Annotated in this window: 23 protein-coding genes; 15 read left to right on the plus strand and 8 right to left on the minus strand. The window is 72.1% G+C overall.

The window, feature by feature from the left end:
- Positions 1–147 precede the first annotated feature (147 nt).
- The 11 genes from ACWC5C_RS18835 to ACWC5C_RS18885 all read left to right on the plus strand — a co-directional run bounded on the left by ACWC5C_RS18835 (position 148) and on the right by ACWC5C_RS18885 (position 10,457).
- On the plus strand, positions 148–699 hold the full coding sequence (locus ACWC5C_RS18835) for a GNAT family N-acetyltransferase (RefSeq protein WP_450876584.1): 552 nt from the start codon (positions 148–150) through the stop codon (positions 697–699).
- A 410-nt stretch (positions 700–1,109) separates the two neighbouring features.
- On the plus strand, positions 1,110–2,804 hold the full coding sequence (locus ACWC5C_RS18840) for a nitrite/sulfite reductase (protein WP_450876586.1): 1,695 nt from the start codon (positions 1,110–1,112) through the stop codon (positions 2,802–2,804).
- Positions 2,801–2,986 (plus strand): hypothetical protein, encoded by a 186-nt coding sequence (locus ACWC5C_RS18845; protein ID WP_450876588.1) that lies wholly within the window; start codon positions 2,801–2,803, stop codon positions 2,984–2,986. The genes ACWC5C_RS18840 and ACWC5C_RS18845 overlap by 4 nt, the downstream gene beginning before the upstream one ends.
- The gene (locus ACWC5C_RS18850; RefSeq protein ID WP_450876590.1) at positions 2,983–3,684 is read left to right on the plus strand and encodes a phosphoadenylyl-sulfate reductase; all 702 of its coding nucleotides are present in this window, start codon (positions 2,983–2,985) and stop codon (positions 3,682–3,684) included. The genes ACWC5C_RS18845 and ACWC5C_RS18850 overlap by 4 nt, the downstream gene beginning before the upstream one ends.
- Positions 3,684–4,256 carry an adenylyl-sulfate kinase gene (gene cysC / locus ACWC5C_RS18855; RefSeq protein WP_385445034.1) on the plus strand — a complete coding sequence of 191 codons (573 nt, stop codon included), beginning with the start codon at positions 3,684–3,686 and terminating at the stop codon, positions 4,254–4,256. The genes ACWC5C_RS18850 and cysC overlap by 1 nt, the downstream gene beginning before the upstream one ends.
- Positions 4,253–5,203: a sulfate adenylyltransferase subunit CysD gene (gene cysD, locus ACWC5C_RS18860; protein WP_450876592.1), complete on the plus strand. Its 951-nt coding sequence runs from the start codon at positions 4,253–4,255 to the stop codon at positions 5,201–5,203. The genes cysC and cysD overlap by 4 nt, the downstream gene beginning before the upstream one ends.
- A 2-nt stretch (positions 5,204–5,205) precedes the next feature.
- Positions 5,206–6,579, plus strand: a complete 1,374-nt coding sequence (locus ACWC5C_RS18865; protein ID WP_385445030.1) for a sulfate adenylyltransferase subunit 1 — start codon at positions 5,206–5,208, stop codon at positions 6,577–6,579.
- Between the two features lie 209 nt (positions 6,580–6,788).
- Positions 6,789–7,922, plus strand: a complete 1,134-nt coding sequence (locus tag ACWC5C_RS18870) for an aliphatic sulfonate ABC transporter substrate-binding protein (protein WP_450876594.1) — start codon at positions 6,789–6,791, stop codon at positions 7,920–7,922.
- A 54-nt stretch (positions 7,923–7,976) separates the two neighbouring features.
- Positions 7,977–8,771, plus strand: a complete 795-nt coding sequence (locus tag ACWC5C_RS18875; RefSeq protein ID WP_385445026.1) for an ABC transporter ATP-binding protein — start codon at positions 7,977–7,979, stop codon at positions 8,769–8,771.
- Complete coding sequence (locus ACWC5C_RS18880; protein WP_450876597.1) at positions 8,758–9,681, plus strand: ABC transporter permease; 924 nt, start codon at positions 8,758–8,760, stop codon at positions 9,679–9,681. The genes ACWC5C_RS18875 and ACWC5C_RS18880 overlap by 14 nt, the downstream gene beginning before the upstream one ends.
- Before the next feature lie 23 nt (positions 9,682–9,704).
- The gene (locus tag ACWC5C_RS18885; protein ID WP_450876599.1) at positions 9,705–10,457 is read left to right on the plus strand and encodes a sirohydrochlorin chelatase; all 753 of its coding nucleotides are present in this window, start codon (positions 9,705–9,707) and stop codon (positions 10,455–10,457) included.
- On the opposite strand, the gene ACWC5C_RS18890 is transcribed toward ACWC5C_RS18885, so the two are convergent.
- The 3 genes from ACWC5C_RS18890 to ACWC5C_RS18900 all read right to left on the minus strand — a co-directional run bounded on the left by ACWC5C_RS18890 (position 10,447) and on the right by ACWC5C_RS18900 (position 13,976).
- On the minus strand, positions 10,447–11,532 hold the full coding sequence (locus ACWC5C_RS18890) for a wHTH domain-containing protein (RefSeq protein ID WP_450876601.1): 1,086 nt from the start codon (positions 11,530–11,532) through the stop codon (positions 10,447–10,449). The genes ACWC5C_RS18885 and ACWC5C_RS18890 overlap by 11 nt on opposite strands.
- 108 nt (positions 11,533–11,640) lie before the next feature.
- Positions 11,641–12,570, minus strand: coding sequence for an STM4015 family protein (locus tag ACWC5C_RS18895; RefSeq protein ID WP_450876969.1), 930 nt, complete (start codon positions 12,568–12,570; stop codon positions 11,641–11,643).
- Between the two features lie 185 nt (positions 12,571–12,755).
- Positions 12,756–13,976, minus strand: coding sequence for a S8 family peptidase (locus tag ACWC5C_RS18900; RefSeq protein WP_450876603.1), 1,221 nt, complete (start codon positions 13,974–13,976; stop codon positions 12,756–12,758).
- A gap of 347 nt (positions 13,977–14,323) precedes the next feature.
- On the opposite strand from ACWC5C_RS18900, the gene ACWC5C_RS18905 reads away from it, so the two are divergent.
- The 3 genes from ACWC5C_RS18905 (at position 14,324) to erm (ending at position 18,052) form a co-directional block, all read left to right on the plus strand.
- Positions 14,324–16,624 (plus strand): MMPL family transporter, encoded by a 2,301-nt coding sequence (locus tag ACWC5C_RS18905; RefSeq protein WP_450876605.1) that lies wholly within the window; start codon positions 14,324–14,326, stop codon positions 16,622–16,624.
- 227 nt (positions 16,625–16,851) lie between these two features.
- Positions 16,852–17,013: a hypothetical protein gene (locus tag ACWC5C_RS18910; RefSeq protein ID WP_385445011.1), complete on the plus strand. Its 162-nt coding sequence runs from the start codon at positions 16,852–16,854 to the stop codon at positions 17,011–17,013.
- A gap of 178 nt (positions 17,014–17,191) precedes the next feature.
- Complete coding sequence (erm, locus tag ACWC5C_RS18915; protein ID WP_450876607.1) at positions 17,192–18,052, plus strand: ErmE/ErmH/ErmO/ErmR family 23S rRNA (adenine(2058)-N(6))-methyltransferase; 861 nt, start codon at positions 17,192–17,194, stop codon at positions 18,050–18,052.
- Here erm and ACWC5C_RS18920 read toward each other — a convergent pair.
- From ACWC5C_RS18920 to ACWC5C_RS18930, 3 genes are read right to left on the minus strand one after another with little or no spacing between them, the layout of a single operon-like run.
- Positions 18,012–19,292: an ABC transporter substrate-binding protein gene (locus ACWC5C_RS18920; RefSeq protein WP_450876609.1), complete on the minus strand. Its 1,281-nt coding sequence runs from the start codon at positions 19,290–19,292 to the stop codon at positions 18,012–18,014. The genes erm and ACWC5C_RS18920 overlap by 41 nt on opposite strands.
- Positions 19,292–20,122 carry a carbohydrate ABC transporter permease gene (locus ACWC5C_RS18925; RefSeq protein WP_450876611.1) on the minus strand — a complete coding sequence of 277 codons (831 nt, stop codon included), beginning with the start codon at positions 20,120–20,122 and terminating at the stop codon, positions 19,292–19,294. The genes ACWC5C_RS18920 and ACWC5C_RS18925 overlap by 1 nt, the downstream gene beginning before the upstream one ends.
- The gene (locus ACWC5C_RS18930; RefSeq protein ID WP_450876613.1) at positions 20,119–21,069 is read right to left on the minus strand and encodes a carbohydrate ABC transporter permease; all 951 of its coding nucleotides are present in this window, start codon (positions 21,067–21,069) and stop codon (positions 20,119–20,121) included. The genes ACWC5C_RS18925 and ACWC5C_RS18930 overlap by 4 nt, the downstream gene beginning before the upstream one ends.
- 387 nt (positions 21,070–21,456) lie before the next feature.
- Between ACWC5C_RS18930 and ACWC5C_RS18935 the strand changes: the two genes are divergently transcribed.
- Positions 21,457–22,362: a phosphotransferase enzyme family protein gene (locus ACWC5C_RS18935; protein ID WP_450876615.1), complete on the plus strand. Its 906-nt coding sequence runs from the start codon at positions 21,457–21,459 to the stop codon at positions 22,360–22,362.
- Positions 22,363–23,079: 717 nt separating this feature from the next.
- Here the strand turns inward: ACWC5C_RS18935 and ACWC5C_RS18940 are convergent.
- Positions 23,080–23,661, minus strand: a complete 582-nt coding sequence (locus tag ACWC5C_RS18940) for a TIGR03086 family metal-binding protein (RefSeq protein ID WP_450876617.1) — start codon at positions 23,659–23,661, stop codon at positions 23,080–23,082.
- Positions 23,662–23,724: 63 nt separating this feature from the next.
- On the minus strand, positions 23,725–24,447 hold the full coding sequence (locus ACWC5C_RS18945) for an exonuclease domain-containing protein (protein ID WP_450876619.1): 723 nt from the start codon (positions 24,445–24,447) through the stop codon (positions 23,725–23,727).
- Position 24,448 lies beyond the last annotated feature (1 nt).

The following is a 24,448-nucleotide window of genomic DNA, read 5'->3' on the forward strand; positions in this document are numbered from 1 at the left end:
CGGAGGGGACGCCGCGCCGACTCGGCACCGCCCTCCGCCCGCTGCGGACAGTGTCCGCGCCCGGCGCGCCGGAGGGCAAAGGTTGCGTCGCGTTGCACGGCGCACCCCTCACCCCCACCACGGCCGCATCCATGGTTGGCTTTCCCCATGACCATCGACGTGACCACCTGGTCCCTGGAGCAGACCGCGTCCGCCGACGTCAGCCCGGCGCGGGAGCCCGGGGCCGAGGCGGGGGTGCGGATCGTCCGGGCCGAGGTGCCGAGCCCGGCGTTCAGCCGCTTCCTCTACACGGCGGTCGGCTCGGACAACGACTGGACCGACCGGCTGGAGTGGTCGCACGAGCGGTGGCTGGAGTTCCTGGACCGGCCCGGGATGGAGACGTGGGTCGCGTACGAGCGCGGCACCCCGGCCGGGTACATCGAGCTGGACCCGCAGGACGCGGGCGTCGTGGAGATCTCGTACTTCGGGCTGCTGCCCGCCTTCCGGGGCCGCCGCATCGGCGGGCACCTGCTGACCTGGGGCGCCCGCCGCGCCTGGGACCTGGCCGAGCGCTGGCCCGGCAGGCCGCCGACCAAGCGGCTGTGGGTGCACACGTGCAGCAAGGACGGGCCGTACGCGCTCGACAACTACCGCCGCCGGGGCTTCAAGGTCTTCGACGTCAGGACCGAAGCGGAGGTCACGACCGGGGCGGAGGGGTGACCAACACCACACCATCCCACAGAACGAGACTGAGACGTCCGGATAGTGGACAACGGTGGACTCGCCGAAGATGCGCGTGCCACGCTTCCCTCATGTCTCGAGCTGGAATTGCCTTGGTGAGTCGACGCCACGTCGACCTCGGCCGCATGTCCAGCGCGATCTGTCCGGCGAGCTGACGCACTCAGCAGGGCGCACTCAGCAGGGCCCGTACCGGCCCCCGGACAGCCCCCACCGCACTTCCCGCCGCCCCCGATGACGTGGGCGAGCGCGCACGCCTCGACACTTTCCCCGTCGTAACCACCCGCACCGGTATTCGCCGCAGCGCCGTGCCCGCCTGCGCTCCTGCGCAGGTCAGAGCGTGCGCGCGAGATCATCCGCCGCACCGAGCCGCTCAGAAGGACACCACCGCCATGCCCGCCACACCGGAACGCGCAGCAGCCACGCCCCGCCGCAAGGCCGGACGCCATCGCGGCGAAGGCCAGTGGGCCGCGGGTCACTTCACCCCGCTAAACGGCAACGAGCAGACCAAGAAGGACGACGACGGTCTCAATGTGCGGACACGCATTGAGACGATCTACGCCCATCGCGGTTTCGACTCCATCGACGGCGCCGACCTGCGCGGCCGGATGCGCTGGTGGGGTCTGTACACCCAGCGCAAGCCCGGGATCGACGGCGGCAAGACCGCCATCCTGGAGCCGGAGGAGCTGGACGACGAGCACTTCATGATGCGGGTCCGGATCGACGGCGGGCGGCTGACCACCGAGCAGCTGCGGGTCGTCGGCGAGATCTCGCAGGAGTTCGCGCGCGGCACCGCCGACATCACCGACCGGCAGAACGTCCAGTACCACTGGATCCGGATCGAGGACGTGCCCGAGATCTGGAAGCGGCTGGAAGCGGTCGGTCTGTCCACCACCGAGGCGTGCGGCGACACCCCCCGCGTGATCATCGGCTCCCCGGTCGCCGGGATCGCCGAGGACGAGATCATCGACGGCACCTCCGCCATCGACGAGATCCACCGGCGCTACATCGGCAGCAAGGAGTTCTCCAACCTGCCGCGCAAGTTCAAGACCGCGGTCTCCGGCTCCCCGGTGCTCGACGTCGTGCACGAGATCAACGACGTCGCGTTCGTCGGTGTGCGCCACCCCGAACACGGCCCCGGCTTCGACCTGTGGGTCGGCGGCGGGCTGTCCACCAACCCCAAGATCGGCGTCCGGCTCGGCGCCTGGGTGCCGCTGGAGGACGTCCCGGAGGTCTGGGCCGGAGTCGTCGGGATCTTCCGCGACTACGGCTACCGGCGGCTGCGCACCCGCGCCCGGCTGAAGTTCCTGGTCGCCGACTGGGGCCCCGAGAAGTTCCGCCAGGTGCTGGAGGACGAGTACCTCAAGCGCCCGCTGTCCGACGGCCCGGCGCCCGCCGACCCCGTCCAGCGGTGGCGTGACCACATCGGCGTCCACCGCCAGCAGGACGGCCGCTTCTACGTCGGCTTCGCCCCGCGCGTCGGCCGGGTGGACGGCACCACCCTCACCAAGATCGCCGACCTGGCCGAGGCCCATGGCTCCGGGCGGCTGACCACCACCGTCGAGCAGAAGATGATCGTGCTCGATGTGACCGAGGAGCAGGTCGAGTCGCTGGTCTCCGGGCTGGAGGCGCTGGACCTCCAGGTCAAGCCGTCCCCGTTCCGGCGCGGCACGATGGCCTGCACCGGCATCGAGTTCTGCAAGCTCGCGATCGTCGAGACCAAGGGGCGCGGCTCCTGGCTCATCGACGAGCTGGAGCGGCGGCTGCCCGAGTTCAACGAGCCGCTCACCATCAACCTCAACGGCTGCCCCAACGCCTGCGCCCGCATCCAGGTCGCGGACATCGGCCTCAAGGGCCAGCTGGTCATGGACGACAACGGCGAGCAGGTCGAGGGCTACCAGGTGCACCTGGGCGGCGCGCTGGGCCTGGAGCCGGGCTTCGGCCGCAAGGTGCGCGGTCTGAAGGTGACCGCCGACGAACTGCCCGACTACGTCGAGCGCGTCCTGCGCCGCTTCGAGGAGGAGCGCGAGGAGGGCGAGCGGTTCGCCACCTGGGCCGGTCGCGCCAGTGAGGATGCTCTCAAATGAGCGAGCGCGCCGCGCCGTTCTACTGCCCGTACTGCGGGGACGAGGACCTGCGGCCCTCCGAGGAGGGCCACGGGTCCTGGGAATGCGCGTCCTGCAATCGGGCGTTCCGTCTGGCGTTCCTCGGGCTGCTCGCCAAGGGCTTGCGGCGCGACCAAGCCGGAGAAGGGGACACAGCGAAATGACCCAGCTTCAGCAGCACACCGACCTCGAAGCGCTCGCCACCCAGGCGGGCCGCGACCTTGAGGACGCCCCGGCGCTCGACATCCTGCGCTGGGCGGCCGACACGTTCGGGCCGCGGTTCTGCGTCACCTCCTCGATGGAGGACGCGGTGGTGGCCCATCTCGCCTCCCGGGTGTTCCCCGGTGTCGACGTGGTGTTCCTCGACACCGGATACCACTTCCCGGAGACCATCGGCACCCGGGACGCGGTGGCGGCCGTGATGGACGTCAACGTCATCAGCCTGACGCCGCGTCAGACAGTGGCCGAGCAGGACGCCGAGCACGGACCGAAGCTGCACGACCGGAACCCCGACCTGTGCTGCGCGCTGCGCAAGGTACAGCCGCTTGAGGAGGGGTTGAAGGCGTACGACGCGTGGGCCACCGGACTGCGCCGCGACGAGTCCCCGTCCCGCGCCGACACACCGGTCGTGAGCTGGGACAACCGACGGCAAAAGGTGAAGATATCGCCGATAGCGCGCTGGACTCAGGCGGACGTGGACACGTACGTCACCGAACAGGGTGTACTGACCAACCCCCTGCTCATGGACGGATATCCTTCCGTCGGCTGCGCGCCCTGCACCCGTCGGGTGCTGGAGGGCGAGGACGCCCGGTCGGGCCGCTGGGCGGGGAGCAACAAGACGGAATGCGGACTGCACGGCTGATGGCTGTCGACCAGGAGAACGAGATGAGCGCGCCGATACACACCGGGGCCACCGTGTGGCTGACCGGTCTGCCGAGCGCCGGAAAGACGACGATCGCGTACGCGCTCGCGGAGCGGCTGCGCAGCGAGGGCCACCGGGTGGAGGTGCTGGACGGCGACGAGATACGCGAGTTCCTCTCCGCCGGGCTCGGCTTCTCGCGCGAGGACCGGCACACCAATGTGCAGCGGATCGGCTTCGTCGCCGAGCTGCTGGCCTCCAACGGGGTCAAGGTGCTGGTGCCGGTGATCGCGCCGTTCGCGGACAGCCGGGAGGCGGTGCGCAAGCGCCACCAGACCGAGGGCACCGCGTACGTCGAGGTGCATGTCGCGACGCCGGTCGAGGTGTGCTCCGAGCGCGACGTCAAGGGGCTGTACGCGAAGCAGGCGGCGGGCGAGATCAAGGGGCTGACCGGGGTGGACGACCCGTACGAGGCCCCGGCCGACCCGGATCTGCGGATCGCGGCACACGAGCAGGGCGTGCAGGAGTCGGCAGCCGCACTCCGGACACTTCTGAGCGAGAGGGGACTGGCATGACGACCGTGGCTCCGATCAATGGAACCGGGTCCGGTTCGGACGAGGGCGACCTCTACGCGCTCTCCCACCTGGACGCACTGGAATCCGAGGCGGTGCACATCTTCCGCGAGGTGGCGGGGGAGTTCGAGCGGCCGGTGATCCTGTTCTCCGGCGGCAAGGACTCCATCGTCATGCTGCACCTGGCGCTCAAGGCCTTCGCGCCCGCGCCGGTGCCGTTCTCGCTGCTGCACGTGGACACCGGGCACAACTTCCCCGAGGTCATCGAGTACCGGGACCGCACGGTCGCCGAGCACGGGCTGCGGCTGCACGTGGCGTCGGTGCAGGAGTTCATCGACGACGGGCGGCTGCGCGAGCGCCCGGACGGCACCCGCAACCCGCTGCAGACCGTGCCGCTGCTGGACGCCATCGAGAAGGGCCGCTTCGACGCGGTCTTCGGGGGCGGCCGTCGGGACGAGGAGAAGGCGCGCGCCAAGGAGCGGGTGTTCTCGCTGCGGGACGAGTTCGGCGGCTGGGACCCGCGCCGTCAGCGCCCCGAGCTGTGGCAGCTGTACAACGGCCGCCACTCCCCCGGTGAGCACGTCCGGGTGTTCCCGCTGTCCAACTGGACCGAGCTGGACGTGTGGCAGTACATCGAGCGCGAGAAGATCGAGCTTCCGCAGATCTACTACGCGCACGAGCGCGAGGTGTTCCGGCGCGCCGGCATGTGGCTGGCCCCCGGTGACTGGGGCGGCCCGAAGGACGACGAGACGGTGGAGCGGGTCCAGGTGCGCTACCGCACGGTGGGCGACATGTCCTGCACCGGTGCCGTCGAGTCGGACGCGGTCACGATCGAGCAGGTCATCGACGAGATCGCCGCGTCCCGGCTGACCGAGCGGGGCGCGACGCGCGCCGACGACAAGCTGTCGGAAGCCGCGATGGAGGACCGGAAGCGCGAGGGGTACTTCTAGCCATGACGAGCAATCTCAGTGCCGAGGAACAGGCCGTGGTGACCGCGGTGGAGCAGTCCGCGGCCTCCTCCCAGCTGCGCTTCGCGACCGCCGGTTCGGTGGACGACGGCAAGTCGACCCTGGTCGGGCGGCTGCTGCACGACTCCAAGTCGGTTCTGGCCGACCAGCTGGAGGCGGTCGAGCACGCCTCCCGCAGCCGTGGCCAGGAGGCGCCGGACCTGGCGCTGCTGACCGACGGGCTGCGGGCGGAGCGCGAGCAGGGCATCACCATCGATGTCGCGTACCGCTACTTCGCCACCCCGCGGCGGCGGTTCATCCTCGCCGACACCCCGGGCCATGTGCAGTACACCCGCAACATGGTCACCGGCGCCTCCACCGCGGAGCTTGCGGTCGTCCTGGTGGACGCGCGCAACGGCGTGGTGGAGCAGACCCGGCGGCACGCCGCGGTCGCCGCACTGCTGCGGGTCCCGCATGTGGTCCTCGCCGTCAACAAGATGGACCTGGTGGATTACGCGGAGCCGGTGTTCGCCGCGATAGCCGAGGAGTTCACGACGTACGCGGCCTCGCTGGGCGTCCCCGAGATCACCGCGATCCCGATCTCGGCGCTGGCCGGGGACAACGTGGTGACCGCGTCCGCGAACATGGACTGGTACGGCGGCCCGACGGTGCTGGAGCACCTGGAGACGGTGCCGGTGGGCATCGACCCGTCGCAGGACCCGGCGCGCTTCCCGGTGCAGTTCGTGATCCGTCCGCAGAGCGCCGAGCACCCCGACTACCGCGGCTACGCGGGCCAGGTGGCCTCCGGTGTGCTGCGGGTCGGGGACGAGGTGACGGTGCTGCCGTCCGGCCGTACGAGCACCATCACCGAGATCGACGCGCTGGGCCAGTCCGCCGACCTGGCCTGGGCGCCGCAGTCGGTGACGATCCGGCTCGCCGACGACCTCGACATCTCGCGCGGCGACGTGCTCGCCCCGAGCGCCCACGCGCCCGCCCCCACCCAGGACGTCGAGGCGACCGTCTGCCACCTCCACGACCAGCCGCTGCGGGTCGGGGACCGGGTGCTGCTCAAGCACACCACCCGGACCGTGAAGGCGATCGTCAAGGACATCCCGTCCCGGCTGACGCTGGCCGATCTGTCGCACCACCCGGCGCCGGGCGAGCTGGCCGCCAACGACATCGGCCGGGTCGTCCTGCGGACGTCGGAGCCGCTGGCGCTGGACGCGTACGCCGCCTCCCGCCGCACCGGGTCCTTCCTGCTGATCGACCCGGCGGACGGCACGACGCTCACCGCGGGCATGGCGGGCGACTCGTTCGCCGAGCAGGCACCGGCGGCGGACGGCGAGGCCACGGGCGACGACGAGGGCTGGGACTTCTGACGATGGCCGGTGAGGTGTTCTCGACGTTCGCGAAGGAGGGCGGCCGCGTAGGCAGCGGCGCCCTGGGCAGTGGTCAGGGCGGAGTCGGGCGATGTGTGCGCTGACGCGCGCCCTCCCCGCTCTTTCGCACCACTCCCCCCGAAGACCGTCTGAACTGCCGGGCGTCCCCTGACATCGGGCCGCCCGGCCCTCCGAGAGGAACACCTCCCGTGCCGTCTGCCGCTCCCCGCGCGATATCCCGATCGCGCCGCCGTACCACCCGCCTGCTGGCGGCCTCCGCCGTCCTCCCGCTGCTGATCGGCTCGCTCGGCGCCTGCGGCTACGGCTCGAAGAAGACCGACGACGGACCGAAGGTCGCCGCGAAGGGCAAGAAGGTCGACGGCCTCGACGACGTGAAGGTCGGCTACTTCGCCAACGTCACCCACGCCACCCCGATGGTCGACCGCCAGGAAGGTCTGATCCAGAAGGAGCTGGGCGGCACGAAGGTCAAGCCGTTCATCTTCAACGCGGGCCCCTCCGAGATCGAGGCGCTCAACGCGAAGTCCATCGACATCGGCTGGATCGGCCCGTCCCCCGCCATCAACGGCTACACCAAGTCCGGCGGCCAGAACCTCAAGATCATCTCGGGTTCGACCTCCGGTGGCGTATCGCTCGTGGTCAACCCCGACAAGATCAAGTCCGTCGATGACCTCAAGGGCAAGACCATCGCGACACCGCAGAAGGGCAACACGCAGGACGTGGCCCTTCTCAACTACCTTGCCGAGAAGGGCTACAAGGTCGACGCACAGACCGGCAAGGGCGATGTGAACGTCCTCCGGCAGGACAACAAGGAAATCCCGACGACCTTCAAGACGGGCGGCATCGACGGCGCGTGGGTGCCCGAGCCGACCGCGTCCAAGATCGTCTCGCAGGGCGGCAAGGAGCTGCTGGACGAGAAGAAGCTGTGGAAGGACGGCAAGTTCGTCATCACGAACATGATCGTCTCCAAGCAGTTCCTCAAGGAGCACCCGAAGGTCGTCGAGGCCGTGCTGCGCGGCTCGGTGAAGACCAACGACTGGATCAAGGCCAACCCGGACAAGGCCGCCCAGGACATCAACGCCTCGCTGAAGCAGATCACCGGCAGCGATCTGCCCCCCAACGTGCTCGACCCGGCGTTCAAGAACATCGACGTCACCAACGACCCGCTGGCCTCCACGCTCCAGGACGAGGCGCAGCACGCGGTCAAGGCAGGTCTGCTGGAGAACCCCCGGCTGAAGGACATCTACGACCTCACGCTGCTCAACAAGGTGCTCAAGGCCCAGGGCAAGCCGGAGGTCGACTCCGCCGGGCTCGGCAGCAAGTAGGACCCGGAAACCTTGGGTCCCGTCAGCAAACCCAGTCCTCAGGAGGTGACGGCCATGACCGCTACGCTCACCCAGAAGCCCGTCGAGAAGAATGGCACGGGTACCTATGCCGCGCGCTTCGACCACGTGTCGAAGTCGTTCGGCCGCCCCGGCGCGCAGCAGCTGGTGCTGGACGACATCACGCTCGATGTCGCCCCAGGCGAGTTCGTCTGTCTCCTGGGCGCCTCGGGGTGTGGCAAGTCCACGCTCCTCAATCTCGTCGCCGGTCTCGACAAGCCGTCCGGCGGCAGCATCGACGTCCCCGGCGGACGCCCGGCCCTGATGTTCCAGGAGCACGCGCTCTTCCCGTGGCTCACCGCGGGCAAGAACATCGAACTCGCGCTGCGCATGCGCGGGGTGCCGCGCGCCGAGCGGCGCGACGAGGCCGAGCGGCTGCTGGAGCTGGTGCGGCTGAAGGGCGCGTACGGCAAGCGGGTGCACGAGCTGTCCGGCGGTATGCGGCAGCGGGTCGCGATGGCCCGCGCGCTGGCGCAGGACAGCCGGCTGCTGCTGATGGACGAGCCGTTCGCCGCGCTCGACGCCATCACCCGCGATGTGCTGCACGACGAGCTGACCCGCATCTGGAGGGAGACCAACCTCTCCGTCCTCTTCGTCACGCACAACGTGCGCGAGGCGGTGCGGCTCGCCCAGCGCGTGGTCCTGATGTCCTCCCGGCCCGGCCGCGTCGCCCGCGAGTGGGACGTCGAGATGCCGCAGCCGCGCCGGATCGAGGACGCGGCCGTCGCCGACCTGTCCGTCGAAATCACCGAACAGCTCCGTGGGGAGATCCGCCGACATGGCCAGCACTGAGGCTCAGCAGGACGCCTCCGTAAAGACCCCGGCCGACGCCGAGGACGCCCCCGACCAGCTGGCGGGGCTCGAAGCGGGCCTGGACGCCCTGGAAACCCGGGCCAAGGACCGGGTGCCGGTCAGCCGGATCCTGCTCGACAAGGTGCTGCCGCCGGTCGTCGCCATCGTGATCGTGCTGGGGCTGTGGCAGCTCGCCTACGTCCTGGAGCTGAAGCCGCACTACCAGCTGCCCAGCCCGGTCGACGTCGGCCACTCGCTGCAGGAGAAGTGGCTGGACGGCACGCTGCTGGGCTACGTGTGGAACAGCATCTCGCGTGGCGCGCTCGGCTTCGCCGCGTCGCTGGTCATCGGTACACCGCTGGGCCTGCTGGTCGCGCGCGTCAAGTTCGTACGGGCGGCCATCGGCCCGATCCTGTCCGGGCTGCAGTCGCTGCCGTCGGTGGCCTGGGTGCCGGCCGCGATCATCTGGTTCGGGCTGACCGACTCCACCATCTACGCGGTGGTGCTGCTCGGCGCGGTCCCCTCCATCGCCAACGGCCTGGTCTCCGGCGTCGACCGGATCCCGCCGCTGTACCTGCGCGCGGGCCGTACGATCGGCGCCACCGGCATCGCCGGGATCCGGCACATCCTGCTCCCGGCCGCGCTGCCCGGCTACATCGCGGGGCTCAAGCAGGGCTGGGCGTTCTCCTGGCGCTCCCTGATGGCCGCCGAACTCATCGCGACCTCCCCCGACCTGGGCACCGGTCTCGGCCAGCTCCTCGACCAGGCCCGCGTCGACCAGGACATGTCCCTCGTCCTCGCCGCGATCCTGCTCATCCTCGTCGTCGGCATCGGCATCGAGCTGCTGATCTTCGCGCCGATCGAGCGCCGGGTGCTGCGCAGCCGGGGCCTGCTGGCGAACGCGCCCTGAACCACCCCCGAACGGACCCCATGATGTCTCCCCCGACCCTCCTCGTCGTCGCCCACGGCAGCCGCGATCCCCGCCACGCGGCGACCGTCGGCGCGCTGTGTGCGCGCGTGCGGTCGCTGCGGCCGGGGCTGCGCGTGGAAGCGTCCTTCCTGGAGTTCAACGCACCACGGGTGGGCCAGGTCGTGGACCGGCTCGCCGCGGAGGGGGCGGACGACGTCGTCGCCCTCCCCCTCCTGCTGACCCGCGCCTTCCACGCGAAGGCCGACATCCCGGCGGTCCTGCGCGAGGCCACGGCCCGCCACCCCCGCCTGACCGTCCGCCAGGCCGAGGTCCTGGGCCCCTCCCCGCTGCTCGTGGACGCCCTGGAACGGCGGCTGCGCGAGGCCGGGCTGAGCCCCGCCGACCGGCACCGGACCGGCATCGTCCTGGCCTCGGCGGGCTCCACCGACCCGGAGGCGATCGCGGTGATCGCTGAAATCGCGCGGGAGTGGCGGCACACCGGATGGTGCGCCGTGCGACCCGCGTTCGCCTCCGCTTCCCTGCCCCGCACCGAGGACGCGGTCCGCGCCCTGCGCGCCGAGGGCGTCGAACGGGTGGCCGTGGCCCCGTACGTCATCGCCCCCGGCCGCCTCCCCGACCGCATCGCGCACGGCGCGGAGGCGGCGGGCGCGGACACCCTGGCCGACGTCCTCGGCCCGGCCCCCGAGCTGGCCCGCCTGCTGCTGACCCGCTACGACGAGTCCCGCGCGGCACGGCGGGTCCTGCTCACCGCCTGAGCGCGGCACACACTTCCGGGTAGTCCACCTCGTCGGGGAGCCGGTAGCCCAGGGCGGTCAGCCGCGACGCGACATCGGCCGGGCTCCGTCCGGTCAGGCTCGCGCTGTGCAGGACGTGTTCCAGGTGGACGCCGTCCAGGTACGAGCGCTCGACCGTCTCCAGCAGCCGGATGTCCTCCTCTTTCGCGACGGCGGGCACCCGCGCGTTCTCGTGCAGCCAATGCCCGAGCACGGCCAGCCGCGCGGTGATGTCCGCGGGGGTGCGCCCGGTGGCGAGCGCTGCGCGGAGGATGTGCCGCAACTGCACTCCCACGACCGTGTTCCGCTCCAACCAGGGCTGTCGGCCGTCGAGTTCCTGGCTGAGGACGCGCAGATCGTCCGCGTCCCAGGGGTCCGGCACGGCGCCCTGGTGGCGGACCCCCAGCTCGGCCAGGCGGGCGACGATGTCCGCCGGGCGGCGGCCGGTCTCCTGGGCGACGGTGAGGATGTGCCCGAGGGGCGCGCCGAGGTGTTCGAGAATCCGCTCGTCCCCGGGTTCCGGCGTGTACGGCAGCCGGATGCCGAGCGCGGTCAGCCGGGTGGCGACGGCGTGCGGGTTGCACCGCAATGTGACGGCCACCTGGAGCACATGATGCGCCGTAGCCTCCGCGCCCCAGTCCAGCCACTCGCCACTGCCCCCGGAAGCCGTCCGGACCAGCATGATGTCCCGGGTGTCCGGGGACTCGGGCAGCGGATGGCCCGCCGGGACCGTGTAGCCGAAGGCGGTCAGCCGCCGGGCGGCATCGGCGGGACTCCGGCCCTGCCGCCCCGCCACGGCGAGGAGGTCCCGCAGGGGCACGGGCTTGCCGGTGTCGAGCCACGAGACGTTGTACGTATCCGCCTTGAGCAGCATCGCGTCGCCCGGGTCCACCGTGGCGGGCAGCGGGGTGCCGGGCAGCTCGATGTCGGCGTAGCCCAGTGCGGTCAGCCACGACACGATGTCGGCGGGGGTGCGTTCCAGGGTGGCCGCGGCGTACAGCACATGCCCGAAGGGCACCGGCCGGTCGGGCTTCAGCCGGGAGGTTTCACGTCCCACCCGAAGGCGGGTGATCCGGCGCTCCTCCGAGTCCTGGGATGCGGAGCGGTTCGACATAGCGGGCCTTTCGGGAGCGGAGTGGATACGGCACACGGCGGGTCGGAGGGTTCACTCGCCCACCGCGATGTAGCGACCGTCCCCTCCCCACTCCTCCTTCGCTTCCGCCTCCTGCCTCCCGCGCAGATTCACCCGGACCCCCGCGGGCTCCAGCGACGTCCATATCCGCACCATCATGGCGTCGCTGAGGAAGTGGTGGGACAGGTCGAGTGCGTCGAGGTGGGTGAGCGACTGCCCGGCCAGCAGCGCCGCCGCGCCCTCGTCGGAGAGCGTGCCCATGGCCAGGCTCAGCGAGCTGAGCTGCGGCACGATCGGTGCGGAGGCCAGCGCGGCGGCCAGCTCGTCCTGGATCGGGCTGTTCTGCAGCCCGAGGTGGCGCAGGGCGGGCTTGCCGTCGCCCGCGAGGAGCGGGGCCAGCTCCTCGACCGTGGTGCCGCCCCCGTAGTTGTCGTCCCCGAGCCACAGCTCCAATCGCTCCAGCGCGGGCAGGTCGGCGGCGGCGATATGCGCCGCCGCGCCGGGCGGCAGCCCGCCGGACTCGATGCGCAGCGAACGCAGCCCCGCGTGCCCCGTCACGGGGAAGTCCAGCCCCTCTCCGCCCCGGACGACCAGCTCCCGCAGCCCGGGGAACGCCGCCAGGAGGGGCCCGACATCGGCCTGGTCGATCGAGGAGATCATCTCTTCCTCGTACTCCAGATCGCCGAGAAAGAGCGCTTCGAGTCCGGTCAGCCGGGAGCTGAGGTCGATGATCCTCTCGTCGGGCAGGTAGTGCAGGCCGTGGCCGAGGACCAGCGCCCGTACCTTCTCCAGCTCCACCGTGCTGGTGAAGCGGTCCCAGCAGACCTCGTAGTCCTCGTCGTTCGAGTACGGCCCGGCCTCGAGCCGCCACGCGACCGAAGCCGCCTCGGGCAGCAGCGTGGCGGGGGTGTACGGCGGCACGGTCAGCACCGGCAATCCGTAGAAGGTCTGGGCGTGTTCCACGTACGACAAGATCGCGCTCCCGAGGCTCCGCGTCCGAACAGCTGTGCGCGATGTTCTATCAGCCGACTCGGACAACGGGCCCCAGGCGTCAGCCAGTTGCTCGCGGTACCCGGTGAATGCGACCGGCCGCCGCGTCCAGTGGGGTGGGCGCGGCGGCCGGGTGTGTCAGGTGCGTCTTATGAGACTTACTCGACGACCTTCAGCAGCTTGTTCGGGGTGCCCTCGCTCGGGTTGGAGATCTTGTCGGCGGTGGCACCGTCGGTGAGCGCCTTCGCCACGTCGGCGGGCTTGGCGTCCTGGTGGCCACTCAGGTAGACGGCGGCGGCGCCCACGACGTGCGGGGTGGCCATCGACGTACCGGAGATGGTGTTGGTGGCGTCGTCGCCGGTGTTCCAGTCGGAGGTGATGTCCGAGCCGGGGGCGTAGATGTCGACGACCTTGCCGAAGTTGGAGAAGTCGGACTGCTCGTCGGCGTCGGTGCTGGAGGCGACGGTGATCGCGTCCTCGACCCGGGCGGGCGAACTCCCGCTCGCGTCGGCGGACTCGTTGCCCGCCGCGACACCGAAGGTGACACCGGAGTCGATGGCCTTCTGCACGGCCGCGTCCAGGGCCTCGTCCGGGGTGCCGCCGAGGCTCATGTTGGCGACGGACGGGCCCTTGTGATTCTTGGTGACCCAGTCGATACCGGCCACGACCTGCTCGGTCGTGCCCGAACCCTGGTCGTCCAGGACTCTGACGCCCACGACCTTGGCCTTCTTGGCCACGCCGTGGTCGGTACCGGCGATGGTGCCCGCGACATGGGTGCCGTGGCCGTTGCCGTCGTCGGCGTCATCGTCGTTGTCGATGGCGTCGAAGCCGGAGGTGACGCGGCCGTCGAAGTCCTTGTGCGTGGCGCGGACACCGGTGTCGATGACGTACGCCGTGACACCCTCACCCGCGCTGTCCGGGTAGGTGTACTTCTTGTCGCCCTTGGTGTCGTCCTGGTCGATCCGGTCCAGGCCCCAGGACGGCGGGTCCGCCTGGGTGGTCTTGATGGAGTACCGGTGGTTCTGGACGACCTTGGCCACCGACGGGTCGGCGGCCAGCCGCTTGGCCTCGGTCTCGCTGAGGCCGGTGGCGGAGAAGCCGTTGACGGCCGAGTCGTAGCTGCGGCTCACCTTGCCGCCGTAACTCTGGGCCAGGTCCTTGCCCTCGGCGGCGGCCTTGACGGTCTGTCCGCCCTTGAGCATGACGATGTAGCTGCCGTCGACGGCGTTGGTGGCCTGGGTTCCGTAGACGGTGCCCTCGGCGGGCTTCGCGGTGGCGGCCCCGGCCGGGACGGCCACGAAGGCACCGGCGGTGACGGCACCCGCCGCGGCTATCGCCAGAGTGAGTCGACGCGCGTTGCGCTGCTTGTGTACTGCCATGACGAGGGATCCTCCTCGTGCGATTGTGGGGGGATTTCACGCACGCGTGCTTTCGCACACGGTCGCGATGGCACCGGAGCGTGTTCGGATCACTCCGAGCTGAGACGAAACCCTGGCGGATCGAACCGGGCAATTCAAGATCCTGGTCCATGTGTGACATATGCAACGTCATCGTGGCCCGATCACGACAAGTCCCTTTACCTGTAAGGGGCTTGGAACCGGGAGGGTAGGGCTAGCCCCCTCCCCGGGGTGGAGAGCGCCGCCCCCCGGATCACCGGCCAGCAGGATGGGCCCGGACACACCCGCGCCCTAGCGTCGTCCCAAGGTCGCGGCATGGGGTCGCCACCATGGAAAAAGGGGACGTCGTGGGGGACACAGGACGACTGGACAGGCCACGGGGGCTGGCCGCCCGTGCCGGAGGCTGGAGCGCCCGGCACCGCTGGACGGCGGTCGGAGGCTGGCTGTTGCTGGTCGTCCTCGCGCTGGCCGTGGGGTCGATGACGGGCCGGGTCGATTCGACCAGCAGTGAGGAGCGCCCGGGAGAGTCCGGGCAGGTCGTGAAGATTCTGGACGACGCGGGCATCGTCGAACCAGCCGGGGAAACCGTGCTGATCCAGGCATTGAGCGGCGGAGTGAGCGCGGACGACCCGGAGTTCCGGGGCGCGGTCGAAGCGGTGCTCTCCGCGGTGCGCGGCACCGGTGAGGCCACCGAGGTCAAGTCCCCGTACGCGACGAAGGCGATCTCGGCCGACCGGCGGTCCGCGCTGGTCCGGTTCGACCTGCGCGGCGACGCGGAGTCCGCCTCGGACCGCATCCAGCCCGTGCTGGACGCGGTGGAGAAGACGCAGCGGGACCATCAGGCCCTGAGGATCGAGGAGTTCGGCGACGCGAGCGGGGACAAGGCGTTCGACGACGCGTTCGGCTCCGACTTCGCGCAGGCGGAGTACTCGGCGGTACCGGTGGCACTCGGCATCCTGCTGATCGCCTTCGGCGCGCTGGTGGCCGCGCTGCTGCCGGTGGCGCTCGCGATGACCGCGTTCCTGGCCACCACCGGTCTGGTGGCGGTGGTCAGCCACTGGATGCCCATGAACGACACCGCCAACTCGGTGATGCTGCTGGTGGGTCTGGCCGTCGGCGTCGACTACTGCCTGTTCTACCTGCGCCGGGAGCGCGAGGAGCGGGCCGCCGGGCGGGACGCCGAGACCGCGCTGCGGATCGCGGCGGCGACCTCCGGCCGGGCCATCCTGGTCTCCGGTGTCACGGTCATCGTGGCGATGGCGGGCATGCTCTTCACCGGCCTCACCGAATTCCAGGCGATGGGCCTCGCCACCCTGATGGTGGTGGCCGTGGCGATGGTCGGCTCGGTGACGGTACTGCCCGCGCTGCTCTCGCTGCTGGGCGAGCGGGTCGAGAAGGGCAAGCTGCCGTTCGTGTCCCGCGCCAAGCGGAAGGGCAACGGCGAGAGCCGGGTGTGGCGCGCGGTCCTCGGCCGGGTGCTGCACAGGCCGAAGCTGTCGCTGGCGCTGGCCGGTGGCGCGCTGATCGCCATCGCCGCTCCGGCGGTCAGCATGAACACCGCGAACCTGACGCTGGACCAGGAATTCGGCGACTCCATGCCGATCGTCCAGGCATACCAGCACATGGACAAGGCGTTCCCCGGCGGACCGGACCCGGCCCAGGTCGTGGTCAAGGCCGACGACATCGACGCCGCGCCCGTACGTGGCGCCATCGCCCGCTTCCGTACCGAGGCCGTCACCAAGGGCGCCTCCACGGGCCCGGTCACGGTGGCCTTCCACGAGAAGCAGAACCTGGCCATCGTGTCGGTCCCGCTGACCGGCGGCTCGGACGAGGGCAAGGCCGAGAAGAGCCTGAACATCCTGCGGGACGAGGTGCGTCCGGCGACGCTCGGCACGGTGGACGGGGTGGACGCGCCGATCGGCGGCTCCGTCGCCGCCAACAAGGACTTCAACGACAAGCTCGGCTCGGCGATCGCGCCGGTCTTCGCCTTCGTCGTCGTGTTCGCCTTCCTGCTGATGCTGATGTCGTTCCGGTCGCTGACCATCGCCGTCACCTCCATCGTGCTCAACCTGCTGTCGGTGGGCGCCGCGTACGGCATCCTCACCGCCGTCTTCCAGCACGGCTGGGGCGCGGGGCTGGTCGGGGCGGAGGGCGTCGGCGCGATCGTGTCGTGGCTGCCGCTGTTCCTCTTCGTGATCCTGTTCGGGCTGAGCATGGACTACCACGTGTTCGTGGTCTCCCGGATCCGCGAGGCGCGGCTGGCCGGGCGCACCACGCGGGACGCGGTGGTGCACGGCGTGGTCACCACGGCGGGCGTGGTCACCAGCGCCGCCGTCATCATGGTCGCGGTGTTCGCCATCTTCGGAACGCTGTCGATGCAGTCCATGAAGCAGATGGGCGTGGGGCTGGCGGCCGCCGTCCTCATCGACGCCACCGTGATCCGCGGGGTGCTGCTGCCCGCCGTGATGGCCCTGCTGGGCGAGCGGAACTGGTACCTGCCGAAGTGGCTGCGGTGGCTGCCCGACCTGACCCACGACGAGGCGGCGCTCGCCACACCGCCCGCCCCCGTCCCGGTGGGTGCGGTGCCCGGCGCGGGCCTGGACGACCGGCACCGGCACGCCGGGGTCTGACGCCCTCGCTCCTTCCGTCTTCCGTCTTCCGTCTTCCGTGACCTGAACCGGCCGCGCGGCTTCCTCATGAGCCGCGCGGCCGGTCGCGTTGTGCGGCGACCGTACGGCGGCGGGCCCGCCGGGAAAACCCGTTGCGGCCCGCGCCGACCCGTCCGTACGGTGCCGGGGAAACAGCGGAGATCCGCATACGTGTCGTTCGCGTACGCGCGCACGGGAGGAGTACACCGATGGGCGGCAGTCCCGGCATCGGCGTGTTCACCCGCCTCACCACCCGCGGCTGTGCCGCGGCGGCGCGTGTGCTCGCGTATGTCCCGCTCATCCGCCGCCCGCGGCGCGGCCCCGGTGCCCTGGCCGGACCGGACGCGCCCCTTCTGACGCCGAGCCGCTGACCGCTGCTTTCACGGTCCAACCGCTCGTCCTCAGTCTCCGCTTGTCTTCGTTCACCCGCTTTCGCGTGCCCGTGGCCAGGGCCCCCGCCAGTCCAGGAATCACACATTCCGGACGGGCGGCCGGGCCCGCTCGTCCGTGTGCCCTCGCCGCCCGCCCGGCTCCGAAAGGACCGTGGCCGTGGCCCGCAACCGACACCATCACCCCCGTACCGCGCGCGATGAGGCGCGGCGCGCGTACGGGCAGAACTTCCTGACCGACCCCGGCGCCGTCGCCCGGGTCGTCCGCGCCGCCCGCCCCGGCCCCGCCGATCTGCTGGTGGAGGTCGGCGCGGGCAAGGGGGCGCTCACCGAGGCGCTGGCCCCGCGCTGCCGTGCGCTGATCAGCTACGAGATCGACCGCCATCTCGTCCCGGGGCTGCGGAGGCGGCTCACCCCGTATCCCCAGGTGCGCGTCGTCCACCAGGACTTTCTGACCGCCGCGCCGCCGCGCGAGCCGTTCGCCCTGGTGGGCAATGTGCCCTACGCGCGCACCGCCGAGATCGTCGGCTGGGCCCTGCGGGCGCCCGGGCTCACCTCCGCCACCTTGCTCACCCAGCTGGAGTACGCCCGTAAGCGCACCGGGGACTTCGGCCGGTGGAGTCTGCTGACCGTACGGACCTGGCCGGAGGTGGAGTGGCGGCTGTGCGGGCGGGTGGCGCGGACCGCCTTCCGGCCGGTGCCGGGGGTGGACGGCGGGATTCTGCGGCTGACCCGGCGCCCGGGGCCGCTGCTGACCGACCCGGACCAGCGGGCGGCGTACGCGCGCCTGGTGGAGCTGGGCTTCTCGGGGGTCGGCGGGTCGCTCTACGCGTCACTGCGGCGGGCCTGTCCCGCCCGGCGGCTGGCCGCCGCGTTCCGGCGGGCGGGGCTGGCGCGGGACGTGGTGGTGGCCGAGGTGGCGCCGTGGCAATGGGTGTCGCTCGTACGGGAGTTGACCCCGCCAGGGTTCCAGCCGGGCCCTAGCGCTGGTACCGGGCGAGCACCAGACCCCCGTCCTTGATCAGCCGCTTCCTGAGTCCTTCCATTCCTATGGCACCGCTGTAGTACTCCTGGAGCGCGGGCGTGGCCACCTTGTCCTTCCACTCCGGGTAGCCGCGCACCGACAGGGCGGGGGCCGGGCGCAGTTGGGCGGCCAGGGCCGTGCCGGTCGCCCAGCCGTGCTCGGTGGTGTGCAGCGCCCGGTCGCGCAGCGCGCCGGTGCCGGTCGGCAGCATCCAGTCACCGAGCGCGAGCCGCGCCATGTTGCGCGGACGCAGCAGGAAGTCGAGGAAGCGGGCGGCCTCCTCCTTGTACGGGCTGTCCTCGGCGATGGACAGGGTCTGCGGGCTGACGCCCTGACGCTGCCCGCGCCCGCCGGGCCCGGCGGGCGCGGGCAGCACCGTCCAGGCGAAGCCCTTGGGCGCCTGCTGGACGATCTGCTGACGGTAGGAGAACCCGAGCGGCACCATGGCGTACTTGCCGCCGAAGAAGCCGGGGAGGGTGTCCGAACCGCCCATGCCGAGCGTGGACTTGGCCGCCGTACGGGCGATGGCGCGCGGGACGCGCTGGTCGGCGGCGCCGAAGCGGACGGTGACCTTGCCGTCGGCGCCCCGGTGGAAGACCCGGCCGCCGGTGGAGAGGGCGAGGCCGAGGGTCGCGGCGACGGGTTCCTTGAGCGGCCAGGCGACCCCGTACGTCCCGCCCCGGGTGAGCGCGCGTACCGCGTCCTCAAACTCCGCCCAGCTCCAGGGCTCGCGCACGGTCGGGATCCGTACCCGGGCCCGCTCCAGCGGCGCGCGGTTGGCGATGATCACGCGCGGCTCCTGGAGGAACGGCACCCCGTAGACGCCGTCGCCGAAGGTGGTGGTCGCCCAGGAGCGGGCCGGGATGTCGTCCCGCAGCCGGTCCGGCAGCAGCCCGCGCAGATCGGCGAGGTAGCCGCCGTACGCGAAGTCGGCGAGGTCGTCGGCGGCGTCGTGGATGATGTCGGGCGCCTCGCCGCCTTCGAAGGAGGTGAGGAGCTGGTCGTGGACGCTGTCCCAGCTGCCCTGGACGTAGTCCACCCGGATCCGGGGGTGGGCCGCGTTCCACTCCGCCACCAGCCGCTTGTTGACCTCGATGGACTCCTTCTGCCAGGCGAGTGACTGGAAGCGGAGGGTCACCTTTCCGCCGCGGGCCCGGCGGCGCGAGGGCGCGCAGCCGGACGCCAGAGCGGTGGCGGGGGCGGCGAGCGCGCCGGACAGCAGCGTACGGCGGCGCATCAGGTCTTCACCGCCCCGGCCAGGGTCCCGCTGGTGATCCGGCGCTGGATGACGGCGAACAGGACGAGCGAGGGCAGCGTGGCGAGCAGCGAGGCGGCGGCGAGCGGGCCGAGGTCGGCGACGCCCTCCGCGCCGATGAAGTGGGTGAGGATGACCGGCATGGTCTGCTTCTGCGGGGTCTTGAGCAGCACCAGCGCGAAGAAGAACTCGTTCCATGCGGTGATGAAGGCGAAGAGGGCGGTGGCCACGAGGCCGGGCGCCAGCAGCGGCATGACGACCGAGACGAGGATGCGCGGCCGTCCCGCCCCGTCCACCGCTGCGGCCTCCTCCAACTCCCCCGGCACGGCCCGGACATACCCCGCGAGCATCCACAGCGCGAACGGCAGCGACCACACCACGTACACCATGATCAGGCCGGTCAGGGAGTTGATCAGGTACAGGTTCTTGAGCACGAGGAACAGCGGGATGATCACCAGGACGAAGGGGAACGCCTGGCTGACCACGACCCAGCCGGTGGCCGCCCGGGACAGCGCGGAGCGGTGGTGGCGGGCCATCACGTACGCCATCGGGGTCGCGATGACGACGGTGATGGCCGCGGCGGCGACGGATGCGGTCAGGCTGTTCGCGGCCGCCCGCAGCAGCGGCTGCTCGTCGAACGCCTGCCGGAAGTTGTCGAGCGTCGGATCGCCCGGGAACCAGCTCGGGTCCGGGCTCGCCAGCTCGCGCGGCGGCTTGAACGCGGTGGACAGCAGCCACAGCAGCGGGAACGCGAGGAAGACGAGGTAGCCCAGCAGGGCGAGATACTGCCCGGCACGGGCGGCCCGCTTCATGCGTCGTCCCCTCTCAGCCTGCCGACAAGGAAGACCGCGAGCAGCACGGAGACGACCGCGACCAGCACGCAACCCATCGCCGCCGCGTACCCGAACTGCCCGTAGCGGAAGGCCTCCTCGTACGCGAAGAGCATCGGCAGCCGGGTGCGCCCGCCGGGTCCGCCGCCGGTCAGGACGTAGACCAACGCGAAGGAGTTGATGTTCCAGATGAGGCTGAGCGCGCTGATCGCGAGCGCCACCGGCCTGATGGCGGGCCAGGTGACGGTACGGAAGCGGCGCCAGGCGCCCGCGCCGTCCATCGCCGCGGCCTCGTGCAGCTCACGCGGTACGTTGGCGAGCGCGGCCAGCAGCGTAACCGTCACCTGCGGCAGCCGGGCCCAGATGCCGACGACGATCACGGCGGGCAGGGCGGTGGAGAGGCTGCCGAGCCAGTCCCGGTCGGTGCCCAGGGCGTCGCTGAGCAGCCCCGCGTCGGGGTGGTAGACGAGCCGCCACATGATGCCGACGACGACCTCGGGCATCGCCCACGGCACGATCGCCAGGGCCCGCGCCAGCCAGCGGAAGCGGAGGTTCTGGGTGAGCAGCAGCGCCAGCCCGAGGGCCAGCACGAACTGCGGAACGGTCACCGCGACCGCCCACACCAGGCCGATCCGGAACGACTCCCAGAAGAGCGTGTCGCGGGCCAGGTCCTGGAAGTTGAGCAGCCCGGTCCACTGGGTCGGCTCGGTGCGGCCCGATTGGGCGTCGGTGAAGGCCAGCGCGATCCCGTACAGCAGCGGGCCGACGCTGAGCAGCAGGATCGGCAGCAGCGCGGGCAGCACCAGGAACCACGCGCCGTGGCCGCTGCCGGGCCCCCGCCGCGCGGCGGGGACGCCGCCGCCGTCCGGCCCGCGAGCCGGAGGCTTGTCTGACCGCGCCGTCGCGGTCGTGGATGTCACGCCCGTCATCGTGCGGACGGCACACGGCGCCGTCAAGGACCCCGGCGACGCGGGGCCGTTCGGCCTCCGGCCAAGGGCACTGCGGGGGTGGCCGCCGGGGTGATCCAGCGCAACGAGGCGCCGTCATCCTGGAGGCGGTCGACCTCGCGGCCGAATACCCCGAACCGCAGCCCGCGCCGCCGACGCGATCGAAGGTGTACGCGTCGAGGGCGGGCGGCGCGTCGGTGCCGGTGGCTGCCGGGGCGGCATGCGATGCGCTTCGGCGGTGTCGGCGCACCAGCTCGCCGGGGCGCGGATCGCCCAGCGGCCGGTGGGACCGGTGCGCGGCCGGGTGCGAGACTGGGCGGTCCGGGACGGGCGGTTCGGCCCGTTGGGCAAGGTTCGGGAAGGTACGGCGTGGCGGACGCGGGGTTTACGGAGGAGCGGGCGCGGGCGGTGCTCGACGCCGCGCTGCCGCACGGCACGGGCGGCGCCGCCGGGGCCCGGCTGCTGGCGCTCGGCGAGAACGCCGTCTTCGCCCTCGACCACCTCGCCCTGGTGGTCCGCGTCAGCCGCGACCTGGCCGTACGGGAGCGCGCGGCGCGGGAGTTGCGGGTCGCCGACTGGCTGGCCCGGGAGGGGGTGCCCACGGTGCGCCCGGACCGCCGTTTCGGCCCGGAGCAGCCGCTCGCGTACGACGGCCACCTGGTCACCTACTGGCAGCAGCTCCGCCCGCCCGAGCGCCCCGCCGAACCGCGCGACCTCGCCGCGCTGCTGCGGCAGGTGCACGCCCTGCCGGACGCCCCGCCGGACCTCGCGCTGCCGCGCCGCGACCTGCTGGGCGGGGTCGAGCGCTGGCTGCGGCTGGCCGGGGAGGCGATCGCCCCGGCGGACGCCGCGTACCTGCGCGCCCGCCGGGACGACATCGCCGCCGCCACGGCCGAGCTGACCCCGCACCAGACCCCCGGCCCGATCCACGGCGACGCGCTGCCGCGCAATGTGCACATCGGACCGGACGGCCCGGTCCTGGTCGACCTGGAGACGTTCGCCACCGACCTGCGCGAGCACGACCTCGTCGTGATGGCCCTGTCCCGGGACCGCTACGGGCTGGGCGCGGCGGCGTACGACGAGTTCACGGCGGCGTACGGCTGGGATGTGCGGGAGTGGCCGGGGTGCGCGGTGCTGCGGGGCGCGCGGGAGACGGCGAGCTGCGCGTGGGTGGCCCAGCACGCCCCGGGCAACCCAGCGGCCCTGACCGAGTTCCACCGCCGGGTCGCCTCACTGCGGGAAGGCGACGAAGCGGTGCGCTGGCACGCCTTCTGAGCGCCCGGGGGCACCCAGGCGCGCGGCGCCAGACCGAAAGCCCGCCCCGCCTCCGCCACCAACCGCCGCCGCGGACCAGCGAAAGGGCGCGAGAACTCCAGCCGCAGCCGCGCCACCTCGGGCACAGCCGGGGGGAGGCGCGGAGCACGACGCCGCGACGTGCCGTGCGGGCCGCTGGGAGACGCCGCGCCAGGCCCCCGCGAGCGCGGCATACCAGGACGGCCGCGAGGCACCGTACCGGGCGCCGCTAGGTGCCCTGCAGGCGCTGGGAGTTCACACCCAGCGCAAGCGAGCACCGCACACACCGCCGCCAGCGGCAGCGTGCCGGTGGCGGTCGTCACCGCGCATCCGCAGGGCGGCGGTGGAGAGCAGCCCGAGGATTCGACCAGCCCCCCAGACCGCGTTCCAGTGGGTGACCTGGGCGGCAGTGCGGGTGTTGGGAGGCACCGTGCCGCGCGCCGCAAGGCGCCGTGCCAGGCGTGGGAGATGCCGCCCCGCGCCCCGCGAGGCACCGTGCCGGGCGCCGGGAGAGGCCGCGCCAGGCCCCACGGTGCGCCACGCGGACGCCGCGAGACGCCGTGCCGGGCGCCGTGCGGGCGCCCCGAGACGCCCTGTCCGGTACCGCTCGGTGCCACGCGGGCGTCGGGAGGTGCCTGGTTGCACCGCGCGATGCCGTGCCGGGCGCGGGCCCGGCGTGGGGCGCGCGGTGCGCGCGCGTCAGGGCGTCCAGGCGGGGTCGCGGCCGCTGAGGCCGATGGCGCGGTCCAGGGCGGGTGCGTCCTTCGGTACGGGGACTACGGCTCCGAATGCCTCGCCCCGTTGCTCCTCCTCCGGGAACGCCGACAGCCACCCGGCGATCGCCTCCGCGCAGCCCGGAGCGCAGTCGTAGGGCTGCCCCGTGGCGCGGGCCAGGTCCCAGCCGTGGATCACCAGCTCGTCCAGCGCGACGATGCCCATGACCTCGGCGGGCAGGGTGACGCCACCGGCCTGGGTGGTGCCCTGCCAGGCGGCCGGGTCGCGCCAGGCTGCGGCCATCGCGTCCAGCCGCCGGGGCAGCTCATCGCGCCAGTCGGGGGCCAGCCGCTCGGCCCGCCCCTGGCCGGGGTCCTCGCCGGGGGCCTTCTCCGCGGCCTGGCGCATGCCGATGGCCAGCCCCATGAAGTGGTCGAGCAGGTCACCCACGGAGTACGCCGGGCAGGGCGTGGGCGCCCCGAGCTGGTCGTCCGAGACGCCGCTGAGCAGCGCCGTGACCCTAGCCGCAGCGGGGCCGAGGTCCATACGCGAGGTCTGGTCGGTCATCGTTCGCTCTCCTTCTCCGGTCCGTTCCCCCTCATCTGTACGGACCGGCCGGGCGGCCGGAACTCATCGGCCCACCGCCGCCCGCGCATCCCGCAGCGGCCAGCCGCCGTCCACGACCGCGTCCGGGGTGCCCTTGCGGCGCAGCCAGGACTGGAAGTCGGCGGCCCAGTGGGCGTACCACCCGACCTGCTTGCGGTGCAGCTCCCACAGGTCGAGCCCGGCGACCTGCCCGTGGCGCTCGGCGAGCGCGCAGGCGACGCGCACCGCGGCGAGGGCGTCCGCCCCGGCCTCGTGGGCGCGCTCGTGGGCCACCCCGTACTCCCCGCAGACCGCCTCCAGCGTGCGCTTGCCCTTGCGGTAGCGGTCGACGGCGCGGTCTATCGTGTACGGATCCACGACCGGGCCGGTCTGCGCGCCGCCCAGCCGCTCGCTCAGCGAACGCAGCCCGTGGCGGTCCAACTCGGCGGCGAGCAGGCTCAGATCGAACGCCGCGTTGTACGCCACCACCGGCGCGCCCGTGCGCCAGTGCGCCACCAGTACGTCCGCGATCTCGTCGGCGACCTCGCGCACCGGGCGGCCCGCGGCCGCCCGCTCGTTGGTGATCCCGTGCACGGCCACCGCATCGTCCGGAATGGGCACTTCCGGTACGGCCAGCCACTCATGCCGCCCGATCGGCTCCCCACCGCGCACCTCGACCACCGCGGCGGTCACGATCCGTGCCGTACTCGGGTCCGTGCCCGTGGTCTCCAGATCGAACCCGATCAGCAGCTCCCTGTGCCAGCCCATG

The organism is Streptomyces sp. NPDC001700, from assembly GCF_053596435.1.

Coding starts and splice junctions, on each gene's coding strand:
- ACWC5C_RS18945 (WP_450876619.1), bottom strand. CDS start 24,447: ATGGGCTGGCACAGGGAGCTGCTGATCGGGTTCGATCTGGAGACCACG.
- ACWC5C_RS18850 (WP_450876590.1), top strand. CDS start 2,983: ATGACCCAGCTTCAGCAGCACACCGACCTCGAAGCGCTCGCCACCCAG.
- cysC (WP_385445034.1), top strand. CDS start 3,684: ATGGCTGTCGACCAGGAGAACGAGATGAGCGCGCCGATACACACCGGG.
- ACWC5C_RS18880 (WP_450876597.1), top strand. CDS start 8,758: ATGGCCAGCACTGAGGCTCAGCAGGACGCCTCCGTAAAGACCCCGGCC.
- ACWC5C_RS18940 (WP_450876617.1), bottom strand. CDS start 23,661: ATGACCGACCAGACCTCGCGTATGGACCTCGGCCCCGCTGCGGCTAGG.
- ACWC5C_RS18875 (WP_385445026.1), top strand. CDS start 7,977: ATGACCGCTACGCTCACCCAGAAGCCCGTCGAGAAGAATGGCACGGGT.
- cysD (WP_450876592.1), top strand. CDS start 4,253: ATGACGACCGTGGCTCCGATCAATGGAACCGGGTCCGGTTCGGACGAG.
- ACWC5C_RS18835 (WP_450876584.1), top strand. CDS start 148: ATGACCATCGACGTGACCACCTGGTCCCTGGAGCAGACCGCGTCCGCC.
- ACWC5C_RS18910 (WP_385445011.1), top strand. CDS start 16,852: ATGGGCGGCAGTCCCGGCATCGGCGTGTTCACCCGCCTCACCACCCGC.
- ACWC5C_RS18845 (WP_450876588.1), top strand. CDS start 2,801: ATGAGCGAGCGCGCCGCGCCGTTCTACTGCCCGTACTGCGGGGACGAG.
- ACWC5C_RS18920 (WP_450876609.1), bottom strand. CDS start 19,292: ATGCGCCGCCGTACGCTGCTGTCCGGCGCGCTCGCCGCCCCCGCCACC.
- ACWC5C_RS18900 (WP_450876603.1), bottom strand. CDS start 13,976: ATGGCAGTACACAAGCAGCGCAACGCGCGTCGACTCACTCTGGCGATA.
- ACWC5C_RS18930 (WP_450876613.1), bottom strand. CDS start 21,069: ATGACGGGCGTGACATCCACGACCGCGACGGCGCGGTCAGACAAGCCT.
- ACWC5C_RS18925 (WP_450876611.1), bottom strand. CDS start 20,122: ATGAAGCGGGCCGCCCGTGCCGGGCAGTATCTCGCCCTGCTGGGCTAC.
- ACWC5C_RS18905 (WP_450876605.1), top strand. CDS start 14,324: ATGGAAAAAGGGGACGTCGTGGGGGACACAGGACGACTGGACAGGCCA.
- ACWC5C_RS18840 (WP_450876586.1), top strand. CDS start 1,110: ATGCCCGCCACACCGGAACGCGCAGCAGCCACGCCCCGCCGCAAGGCC.
- ACWC5C_RS18865 (WP_385445030.1), top strand. CDS start 5,206: ATGACGAGCAATCTCAGTGCCGAGGAACAGGCCGTGGTGACCGCGGTG.
- ACWC5C_RS18885 (WP_450876599.1), top strand. CDS start 9,705: ATGTCTCCCCCGACCCTCCTCGTCGTCGCCCACGGCAGCCGCGATCCC.